The organism is Brunnivagina elsteri CCALA 953 (assembly GCF_002289455.1).
GTDB classification, from domain to species: domain Bacteria; phylum Cyanobacteriota; class Cyanobacteriia; order Cyanobacteriales; family Nostocaceae; genus Brunnivagina; species Brunnivagina elsteri.
Genome location: NZ_NTFS01000232.1, coordinates 1 through 10,702 on the forward strand (window position 1 = coordinate 1; position 10,702 = coordinate 10,702).

The following is a 10,702-nucleotide window of genomic DNA, read 5'->3' on the forward strand; positions in this document are numbered from 1 at the left end:
AAAACTGCTGAAGGGGTAAATTGAACCGCTGCTACCCATTTTTCATCCTTGCGATAAAAGTGCCAAGTTTTTGCGCCCCTGCAATAAGTAAGTCGTCATTGTACCTTTTCCTTTGATTTCGATTTCACCACGTTTTTCACAGGTAAATTCATTATGTAAGAGATTGTATGTATCTTCAGAAACTTGAATTTTACCGACTAAACCGTGTGATTCCATTCTGCTAGCGATATTGACCGTATCTCCCCAGAGGTCATACGTAAACTTTTTAATACCAATTACCCCAGCGACGACGGAACCACTATGAATGCCGATACGAATGCTGAAATCTTGTTGATTTTCCGCGTTGAAAATTACGATCGCATTCTGCATGTCGAGTGCCATATTCGCGATCGCTTGGGCATGATCGTTGGTACGATTGGGTAAACCACCGACTACCATGTAAGCATCACCAATGGTTTTGATTTTTTCTAAACCATAGCGATCGCATAAGCGGTCAAATGCTGAGAAAATTTGATTTAGTAGTTTGACTAGTTGAATTGCCCCTAGTTTAGCAGAGATTTGCGTAAATCCCACGATATCGGCGAATAAAACGGATACATTAGCATAGTCTTCTGCGATGTTGCCGGGTTGGATTTTTAAGCGGTTAGCAATGGCTTCGGGGAGAATATTTAGTAACAGACGTTCACTTTGTTCTTGCTGTTGTCGAAGTGCATTTTCTGCTGCGACACGCTGAGTTATGTTGCGAAAAATTCCCCTGGTAGCAATGGGTTTACCATCTGCAAATTTACAGTTGACATTGCCTTCTAAAATAATGGTGTCGCCATTTTTAGTTAGAAAGGCTGTTTGTACAACTTCAATTTTTTCACCTGCGAAAACACGAGAAAACATTTGCCGACAGTGTTTTTGATAATCGGGAGGAATAATATCAAAAATATTCATAGTCGCGATATCATCTTGACTATATCCTAGTGTTTCACACCAAGCTCGATTCACATAGATAATTTGTCCGTAAGAATTAGCTGACTGAATTAAATCGTTGGCATTTTCAAATAAATCCCGGTATCTTTCTTCGCTTTCTAAAAGTGCTTCTTCTGCATGTTTTCTTTTGATGAATTCTGCGATTTGATTGCCAATGGAAACCATCATTTGTAGTAAATCAACATCGGGAGGTTGGATTTCCCGACTAAAAAAGGTCATTACCCCAAATGTGTGACGATCGTCGAGAATGGGAAACCCAAATGCAGCTTGTAATCCACTTGTTTTGGCAAATTGCGATCGCGCATCTACATCACTTGTTATATCCCTTACCCATATTGGTGTACCCATTGACCAAATTCTACCTGGTAAACCCATTCCTGACTGATATATGGTTTTCCAAGTCACTAATTTAAATTCTCGGATAGATACGGTACGGGATGACCACATTTCGACGCAGCGAAGTACTGGATAATTTTGAGACTGTAAAGTTGATTTAGAAATATATTCGTTAGTTGTCCAAAGTTCTCCTAAATCCCATCCTAAACTTTCGCAAATCATTCGCAAAATTTCCGGCATTGCTGATTTAATGCTGGTTGATTCGGAGATAATTCGAGTAATTGAATATTGGGCTGAATGCCTTTGCTGTCTAAGTTTACGTGCTGTTATATCCCGTCCAATATAAACTATATCTTCTAAACCGTCGATTTTCTTTTGAATTACCGAACAAGAAAAAGCTATTAATAATTTTTCTCTAGTTTTAGTTCGGCAAACTACTTCGGCATTTTGGAAATATTTGTGGAAAAAACTATATTGTTGAATCGCTTTTTGTAAAAGTTGATTATCATCAATAATGATTGAAATTGATTGATTGATTAATTCTTCTTCGCGATAACCAAATAACTCCAATGCTGCCCGATTAACTTTTTTAATTTCTCCAGATTTTGTTGTCACTATCAAAGCATCAGCCATTGAAGTGATAACTTTATCCATATAATTTTTATACGAAACTAACACATTTGAGAGTAAGTTAGTCTCACGGGAATGTTGGGAAAATTTCTGCTTTAATAACATGCTATCGGTAACATCTTCCAAAAGAATAATTAGCCGATTTTCTTCCTGATTTTGACCAGTTTCCCCCAAAATATAAATATCAATATATATAATGTCAGATTGATTATTAAAACATCGCTGAATTCCCTCTAACTCAAATAGTTCTTGATTCCCTTCTAAGATAGAAATGAATACTTCTTCTAAACCAATAAACTCTGGAAATCCCAACCGTACATCTTTCCCTAAAATCACTTCATCAGGATTGTCAGCAAATCGTTTTACTTCTGAAGAAGTATCAACAATATAAAAATTCCCATCAATTTCTAAACGCTCAAACTTACGTGATGCTTGATGTTTATTAAAAATCCGGTCGAGTACCTGGTATTTCATCTTGGTACGGTGATAATTCTGCAATATATTGAGTTCAGTAGAGAACAATAGGAAAAAAGTAGTAGAGAAGCTCACTACAACCTTTTAACCAAAAAAAACTGTAATTATTGCTACTTATTGTCTTATGCTTGTCTAAATTTATGGAAAAATTCAGCTTTTATTTGCCGCACCACTGATATATCTACCTATAGAGTGTTTCAAAAAATCGCTAAATATGCAAGAGGAATTGGGAATTGGGTATTGGTATTAACTCCTAACTCAAAACTCCTAACCCAATACAACGCGATCGCGTCCTCGACGTTTTGCTAAACTTAGAGCTTGTTCGGCAGCGATAATAATGGAGTCGGGTTCGGTTTCGCGATCGGGAACAATGCTTGTTACCCCAAGACTAACAGTTAAAACACTGGCAGGAAGTCCACCAATCCCTGGATAATCGCATAAAATCCCCAGTTCCTTAACATCTAAACGAATCATTTCCGCAATATTTACAGCTACACCAGCATCAGCATGGGCAACAATCGCAAATTGCTCACCACTATAACGGGTAATTAATACCGATTGACTTTCCAATCGCATATTCCCGGAAATAGATGTATCAAAAATACCGGGAGCAGCATAAAAACTACCACCAAGCAGTTTATCTATACATTTCTGGATAGTTTTGGCAATTTTCCGTAAACAATCATCACCAGCCATATCCCCGTAGGTTTTGTTGTAGATTTTGAAGTAATCAATATCGCACAAAATCAACGACAGAGGAATTTCCAGGTTTTCCCGTGGATAGCGTTGCCACTCAACTTGTAAATAAGTATTAAAATAACGACGGTTAGCAAGTTGAGTTAGTTCATCTAAAGTCGATCGCACTCGCAAATGTTGATTTTCCCGTTCCAGTTCCTCCATCCGATATGCTTCTTTTATTAAGCTGCGATCGCGACTTGCATATTCACCATAATTCAACTGTTCGCGAAAATAAAGCCGAAACAACTCACAAACCGGATAAACGCGATCGCCTTCCAAATTAACTAACCCCAAACTCTGTAAGCGATATGCCAAAGCTAGTTCCAATTTTACCGGAATATCAGTAGCAATAACCTCATAAAAAGCTGCCGCAAGTTCGGATTCTCCCCGCAAAAACAACAGATATTGTCGCAAATACCCATCAAAAATACCCGATTCCGTAGGAGCTTGTTGCAATAGTTGCTCCAAATCCCCCTGTAATTCCCCTTTCCCAACCAGATAATACAGCGCTAACCTAATTAAATAAGGATGTCCCCCTACCATCCCCATCAGTCGATTGACTTCAGAGCGATCGCACCAATCTAAACCATGTCGCTGTGCCAAATCCTCTACCTGTTCTTTTGAAAATGGCGGTAACTTAATCGGCAAACCAATATTAAATGGTGAATGCATCATCCGCAAAGGCACCAGAATCTCGCTAGAATAAGCCATTACCAACCTTAAACCCTGCCAAACCTGCATATACTTTGCCTGTTCGTACCAAGAACGTAACAGCGTCAAAAAATCCCTAGCAATTTCCGGATATTCCAACACCACTTCGATTTCATTTAATGCTAAAATCATTGGCTCTTCTATCGATGTCAGCAAATAGTTCTGAAAGTAAATCAAGCAACTAACTTTGCTGCCCATATCCTGGTTCCAATAATCGTTGAGTTTTGGCTCCAAGTCCAATTCGCGACTGACATTAGCACAAAACCAGCGCAAAAACTTATCTATATTCGTAAAAATAGAGATATCAGCTTGCTGAAAATCCAAACTCACAGTTCTGTAACCCAAATTTTTCCCATGTGCCAAAATCCGCAATAGTAAGGAACTTTTCCCCATTTTTTTCGGCGCTTTTATACAAACTGCACCTCCTGGTTCTGTAATTTCATCACAAGCCATCTGCTCAATTGGTGGACGACAAATATAAAAATTAGAATCAATTGATACAGGACCATTAGGAAATTCTAATGATACCTTAGTTGAAACATGATTGAATTCTTTAATCAGTTGATGCTGCCTGCGATTTAGTTGTTGCAATTCTAACACTTGACGAAAGTTGGATTTTTGGATTGGTTCTTGCCAAAAATCGCTGATTAATTGCCATAGACTTGAAGCAACTTTTCTAACTCTTTCTTCACCGTAGTGAGCTTCCAAAGCTATGTTAGTATAAGTTTTACCCTCCCATGAAGAACGCAGCACCAACTCTTGAAGTGGAGTTAAAGTATTGGGAAAACTAGCTTTGAGTAGGAATATGACTTCTTCGATTGTCATCAGTCAATAGATGTTATTGTTATGGTTTTCTTTTGTAGCGTTGTCTAAAAAGTTCGGAAGTGAAACAATTAATAGTGATGTAGCCTCGACACTACGGATAAACTACCTCTTTCACTAAAAACACTACAATAAGTCCTTGACTTTTCTTTGAATTTATGAAACATCTATTTAGCCTTGATTTCAGTTATTGCTGAATCTTGCTAGACCGAGAAAATTAATAGGAATAATGTTAACTAGGATACAATAGCTGGTTGCTATTTCTGATTTTAAATATACATGATGTAGCTTATTTAACGTTGAACAGAGCATTAAAGAAAACGAGAGAGTTACATTTTTCCGTTTACGTTTTTGTTGCTTCAGTCCAATATTGGGAACAGTGGCTGACATTAAAATGCGACTAAAACCATGTTGAGTTAACAGTTCACAGTTTAAACGTCAGGGTGCTAAGACCGAGTAACAGCTCCAACAACATCTTTTCCATCCTACCAGCAGCTATGCACATCGAAGAACCAACTACCCAAAAATTTGAGGTCGATGCTTCACAACGATGGACCCAAGTCTTTTCAGAACAAGGGCAATTGTCTGCACCCCCAACGCTAGAAAATTGTGAGAAACTACAGTCAGCGTTATTAATGGCGTTAGCGAAAGATGATTTTTTGGTTAGGGTACGCAAAATAGTCGATTGCATCGATCCAGAGATATCCCTTGAAGATATCTTGCAAGCATCCGTTAAGGAAGTCCGAAAATTTTTCCAAACCGATAGAGTTGGGATTTACCAGATTTTCCCGGAGAGCGGAATTGTGGCTGTTGATTCCGACTCCTCAGTTTTAGCTAATTTATATAGTACATCTGGATTAGTTACGCCAATTTTGTTGCCTCAGAAAACTGGAGATAATCAATCATCTGGGCAAATGATGATGTGGGGAATGGTAATTATTGATGATTCCCGCATTTCTCGTACTTGGGAAACCAGGGAAATTGATACTTTAAAACAAGTAAGTCGGGAAATTGCGATCGCAATTGAAAAATCTCAACTTCGGCAACAAATTAAAATAGCCGAAACTGCATCGAACCAAGCATTAGATGAAATTGCAACTACACAGCAAGAAATTACCCAAATCCAAACCCAACTGCTCCAAAAAGCCAAACTATCGACACTAGGACAATTGATTGTTGACTTAGTTAACGAAATTCATAACCCCGTTAACTTTATTTTCTCTAGTATTTACAGTACCAGCCAATATGCTGAAGATTTAATCCATCTCCTCGAACAGTACCAACACAACTATCCCATACCTCCCAATAGCGCTTCACCACAAAAACTTACTAACATCGATTCTGCAAAAACCGAATTCCTCAAATCCCTATGGTCAATGCGTGCAGGTTCAGAGCGTTTGAAAGATACCGTATCAGCATTGTACAAGTTTTCCCAATTTGACAACACCCATCTGAAAAAAACCGACCTGCATGAGGGTATTAACAGCATCCTGACCATTTTACAACACCGCTTGAAAGAAAAAGCCCACCGAGCAGGTATCCAAGTCAATAAGAAATTTGGTGATATTCCACTAGTAGAATGCTTCCCTGGGGAAGTAAATCAAGTATTCCTAAATATTCTGACTAACGCTATTGAAGCTTTAGAAGAACGAATGCACCATGACTACTCCTTTGCTCCCAAAATTTGGATTAGTACGGAGATTGTCAATAGCCATTTATCTCTAATTAGCAGTAATGGCATCAAGCCTGCAAATCAACCAAATCAGCAGAAGCAGAAAATACTAATCTGTATTTCCGATAATGGAAATGGTATTCTTCCCCACATTCAACGTCGTATCTTTGAACCTTTTTTTAGCACCAAACCAATAGATAAAGGCAACGGACTGGGTTTAGCGATTAGCCGCAAAATCATTGTTGAAAAACATCGGGGCAAACTCGGCTGCAAATCTCAATTAGGAAAAGGTAGTGAGTTCTTCATTGAAATAAACACCGCAGCTAAACAATATGTCGATATCAGAAAACATGCCAGCTTTTAACTAAAAAAACTAAATACATTCTCCATCATATCCAATAGTAGCTACAATCCATTTTCACTAAAAGAGGGCTTTCACCCCTCTTTTTTTGTTTGACTCTAATTCCCATACTAAAGATGGAATAGATAAGTTCAAACCTAATCGCAATTGAATCATTTTCTAACTTACGTCTTCAGGTAGATGTTGAGTATTAATAATAACGTTATTTTAAGAAAGTCTTTTGTCAGTGTAATCTAATACTCGTACACCATTAGTTAATTTAAATGGGAATATATCTTTTTTTACTAGTACCCTAATTTCTCTAATATATTGATGTTTCGTATATTTGACAGCATTGAGTATAAACAATTCATTCTATTTGTCAGTATATTAATAATAATTTAATTGAAAAAAGAAATATTTTTTGTAAATGTCAATACCTACAAAGAATGACAGTTTTTTAAATAAAATATATACAGATATTAGCATCATCAACTGTTTGCCAAAGCTAGTGTAATAAACTCACTTAATACACTTAATACTGTATCCATAAATCAGCCTAAAATAGTAAATCGAATAAGTAATTTTATTTAGAAAAATTGACACATTAATAATAAATTGATGAAAGCTTTATGAACTCTTTACAGTTTTCTGAAAAAATGATGAAATAGTGTCCCAATCCATATGTAAACTGTGAATTGAGGTAAAAAGGTTCCCTATGGCTCAAAAATGAAACACTCACGACATCAAGACATAAAAGATGAATAATAAACAGGTTGAAGAAGTTATCAAAGCAATAATTGCAGGCAAATATTCTTGGGCTTGCGTGCTTATTCTGCGTTTCAATGGGTATGACCCACTCCACTATATCCCTTATCGCACATACATTAGACTGCTGAAAGATAACTACCAAATGGATAGAACTGGTGTGAATTAAATTACTAAATTGATATACCTTGGTTTAGAGATTATAAATTTACATCAACTAAGTCCACAACTTAAACTGGTACGTATCAACTTGACATTTTTTCTGTGATAAAGAATCCTTACTAAAATATATCGTTTTAATTAATGAAGGTAAGTTTGAACTTGCCTTCATTAATTTTTAGAGAATCATGAATATAAAACTAAATAAACTGGCACATGCAGCATTGATTATTATGCATACTTCTTAGTCAATAATTCCGATAAAGAATTAATATATATAAATTGCCATTAGCACAGCAGAAAATATCAAAAGTCAAAATATATCAAGAAGCTAAAAATGACAGTTCCAGCCAAAAGCATAAAAATTGCCATACCCCAAAAAAGACGCTACGGGATGTTAGCAGCCAAAATATTCCACTGGGTTAACATCGTTAGTATTTTCGTTATGCTTACCAGTGGGTTACAAATTTATAACGCTAACCCAGTATTCGGAGGACGTGGGGGATTGCATATCTTTCCCCTGTTTACATTGGGAGGATGGTTAGCAGGTGGTAGACACTGGCACTTCGCAGCCATGTGGGCATTTTCCTTAAACCTATTTTGGTACGGCATCTACGTATTCGTAACCCGTCGCTGGCAGCATAAATTTGTGGGGGCAAACGACATCAAAGCGCTGCAAAAAACCCAAAACCCCAAACGCTTGGTATATGCTTGGCATCGTATTGTCTACACCAGCATCATTCCCATCCTCCTGTTATCAATATTTACAGGTATGGGTATGTACAAACCAGCGCAGTTTCCTTGGATTGTGGAATGTTTCGGGAGTTGGCAAGCGTTACGTATTGTCCACTTCTCCTCGGTGCCAATAGTGATTATTTTCGTCCTCATTCACTCATTTCTGGGGTGGAAAGCTGGAGGTGAGAAATTAACCGAATCGATGTTTTGGTAATTATTTCGGTAATTGTCAGTTACGACCAACTTCTTATGATTTTACAGAGAGACGACTCACCGAGTCGTCTCTACATTCCCCAATCAAAAATCAAAATGGGCATAATTCGCATACCTCGTCCGCAATTAACACGTCGTCAAATTCTGCAAATCTCAGGTTTACCCTGGTTAAACTTCCTTCTCGGAGGTTGTGGTACACCAATATTTGAAGATGTAGCAGGTAAACTTTCCGAACCACTCAACCAAAAAGTGGAATCCTTAATCTTCCAACCACAAAAACTTGTACCGGAATTTTCTCGAAATCAAATTGAATCAAATGCATTAATCGTCAATACTTTTCGAGATACACCAATTATCGATATCGAAAAATATCGTTTAATAGTTGATGGGGAGGTAAATAATCCTCTGAATTTGAGTATGAAAGAGATTCAAGCATTGCCATTGACATCAATGATTATTCGTCATATTTGTGTCGAAGGTTGGGCTGCAATAGTGGAATGGGCTGGTGTGCAAATGAGCGAAATTGTCGCACTTGCTCAACCAAAAGAAACAGTAAAATATGCCTATTTTCTATCAGGAGATAGTTACTATTCGAGTTGGGATATTGCTTCAGCAGTACATCCACAAACTTTATTAGCCTATCAAAAGAATGGCGAATTATTACCAGTTGATAATGGCGCTCCTTTACGTTTAGCATCACCAATAAAACTTGGTTATAAACAAAGTAAATGGGTGATTCGGATTACGCTAGTTAGTAATTTATCCGTTTATAAAGGATATTGGGAAGACCAAGGTTATGAATGGTTTGCCGGGGTTTAATATATTTAGGAATTAGTAGTTGGGAGTTAAATAATATCTCATTTTGGTGTGAATTAGGAAAAGTAAATTACCCAATAGGCTAAAATTAGATGTTCGTTAGCTTCAATTTAAATTATTATGATTTCGCTAAATAAACTCCTACAATGGTTAGTTATAACGCTGTTATTTCCCCTTATTTTTCTGAATGGTTGGTTAGGATTAAAATTCTTTCAATACTTCCAACCAGTTACGACAACCATTATTCTGGCTTCATTACTGGCATTTATCCTCAACTATCCAGTGACATTAATCCAGCAACGTGGTTTGAAGCGAGGTTATGCAATTGGATTGGTATTTGGATCGACTTTAATAATTGCGATCGCACTCGGCATCACAATATTCCCCATTGTATTTGAGCAATTTCAGGAAATGGCAAAAATCCTCCCCCATTGGATTGATTCTAGCGAGCAAAAATTACTGAATTTCAATAATTGGGCATCTAACCAGGGTTTAAAAGTTAATTTTAGTCACATAGTTACTCAGTTAACTAACCGTTTTCCTGACGAATTACAATATTTTGGTAATCAAATTGTCGATTTTACGATTGAAGCATTTGATAGTATTTCCGAAGCTTTAGTCACAATCGTATTCACTTTCTATCTTTTAGTCGATGGTAAGAGAATTTGGAACGAGCTATTCAAAAAGCTACCAGTTAACATTGGTTCTAAACTCCAGCAATCTTTTCAACAAAATTTTCAAAATTATCTGATTGGTCAAATTGCATTAGCTTCACTAATGGGAGTTTCGCTGACATTGCTATTTCTAATATTGAGAGTTCCATTTGGTTTAATTCTCGGTTTAGGAATCGGAATTGCCAGTTTAATCCCATTTGGGGATATTGCTAGTCTAGCTGTTGTCAGCTTGATTATTGCTTCCCACGATGTTTGGTTAGCAGTAAAAGTAATTAGCATATCCATCATTATCGATCAACTTATCGACCAAGCGATCGCACCTCGTCTCTTGGGTAGTTTCACCGGAATTAGACCTATTTGGGTATTGACATCGCTGCTTGTAGGTGCTTATGTTGGTGGCTTATTAGGACTGCTAATTGCCGTACCCATCGCAGGTATAATCAAAGATGCTCTAGAAGCATGGGTATCACCATCGAGCGAGAACCTAGAAGGCAAAGAAATAGAAACTAAAGAATTATCGGAATTGCTTACAGAAGATTTAGCATCCCAGTAATTCAATCTGACTTTTCCCGTTAAGTCTGAAAACATAGAGGTAGCAAGGGTTTCAGTCTACAATACTTTTGTCAATAAAAGAGG

The 10,702-nt window shown here is 37.2% G+C and carries 7 protein-coding genes; 5 read left to right on the plus strand and 2 right to left on the minus strand.

Annotated elements, in window-relative coordinates; all coding sequences use genetic code 11:
* Nucleotides 1–42: 42 nt before the first annotated feature.
* A complete protein-coding gene (locus tag CK510_RS18945) occupies nt 43–2,418 on the minus strand; it encodes an adenylate/guanylate cyclase domain-containing protein (protein WP_095723189.1) in 2,376 nt (791 codons plus the stop codon).
* Between the two features lie 267 nt (nt 2,419–2,685).
* Nucleotides 2,686–4,692, minus strand: coding sequence for an AAA-like domain-containing protein (locus tag CK510_RS18950; RefSeq protein ID WP_095723190.1), 2,007 nt, complete (start codon nt 4,690–4,692; stop codon nt 2,686–2,688).
* A 494-nt stretch (nt 4,693–5,186) separates the two neighbouring features.
* Between CK510_RS18950 and CK510_RS18955 the strand changes: the two genes are divergently transcribed.
* The 5 genes from CK510_RS18955 to CK510_RS18970 all read left to right on the plus strand — a co-directional run bounded on the left by CK510_RS18955 (nt 5,187) and on the right by CK510_RS18970 (nt 10,619).
* Nucleotides 5,187–6,725: a GAF domain-containing sensor histidine kinase gene (locus CK510_RS18955; protein WP_095723191.1), complete on the plus strand. Its 1,539-nt coding sequence runs from the start codon at nt 5,187–5,189 to the stop codon at nt 6,723–6,725.
* Nucleotides 6,726–7,461: 736 nt separating this feature from the next.
* A complete protein-coding gene (locus CK510_RS31865) occupies nt 7,462–7,638 on the plus strand; it encodes a HetP family heterocyst commitment protein (RefSeq protein WP_158224927.1) in 177 nt (58 codons plus the stop codon).
* Nucleotides 7,639–8,022: 384 nt separating this feature from the next.
* Entirely contained in the window at nt 8,023–8,577 is a 555-nt protein-coding gene (locus CK510_RS18960) for a cytochrome b/b6 domain-containing protein (RefSeq protein WP_095723193.1), read from the plus strand.
* Between the two features lie 95 nt (nt 8,578–8,672).
* The gene (locus CK510_RS18965) at nt 8,673–9,395 is read left to right on the plus strand and encodes a molybdopterin-dependent oxidoreductase (protein WP_095723194.1); all 723 of its coding nucleotides are present in this window, start codon (nt 8,673–8,675) and stop codon (nt 9,393–9,395) included.
* A gap of 117 nt (nt 9,396–9,512) precedes the next feature.
* A complete protein-coding gene (locus CK510_RS18970; protein WP_095723192.1) occupies nt 9,513–10,619 on the plus strand; it encodes an AI-2E family transporter in 1,107 nt (368 codons plus the stop codon).
* The last annotated feature ends 83 nt before the right edge of the window (nt 10,620–10,702 follow it).